1 protein-coding gene is annotated in these 279 nt (G+C 59.1%); it reads right to left on the bottom strand.

Annotated features, from left to right (window positions below):
* The coding region (locus RTW80_RS29040; RefSeq protein ID WP_312721568.1) for an acyl-CoA dehydrogenase domain-containing protein at positions 1-279 on the bottom strand (279 nt) is incomplete at both ends.

Raw genomic sequence — 279 nt, 5'->3', positions numbered from 1 at the left:
ATCTTCTGGTGAATCGGGTCGGCGGCCATCACATCAAGCAGCGCCTCTTCCAGCAAACCTACCGGGTTATGCGGGGTAGGTGCCAGATATTGACCCCGACCAATACGAGAGCGGGTTGCGCTTGGTACCTGGAGGATTTTTGCCACTTTGTGATCCAGCTTGTCGGACGGCGCCAGGTGATGACGACCGGTCGGGAAGATCACCGTGCGCAGGGCACCCGCTACGAAGCGGTTCGGGAAGTTCGCCAGCAGATCGTCAATCGCCTGTTCGGCCTGATAC

Source organism: Escherichia sp. AM3, assembly GCF_032029835.1.
GTDB classification, from domain to species: domain Bacteria; phylum Pseudomonadota; class Gammaproteobacteria; order Enterobacterales; family Enterobacteriaceae; genus Escherichia; species Escherichia coli.
The sequence above is the reverse complement of the archived record's forward strand: the minus strand, read 5'-3'. Positions and strand labels throughout refer to the sequence as shown.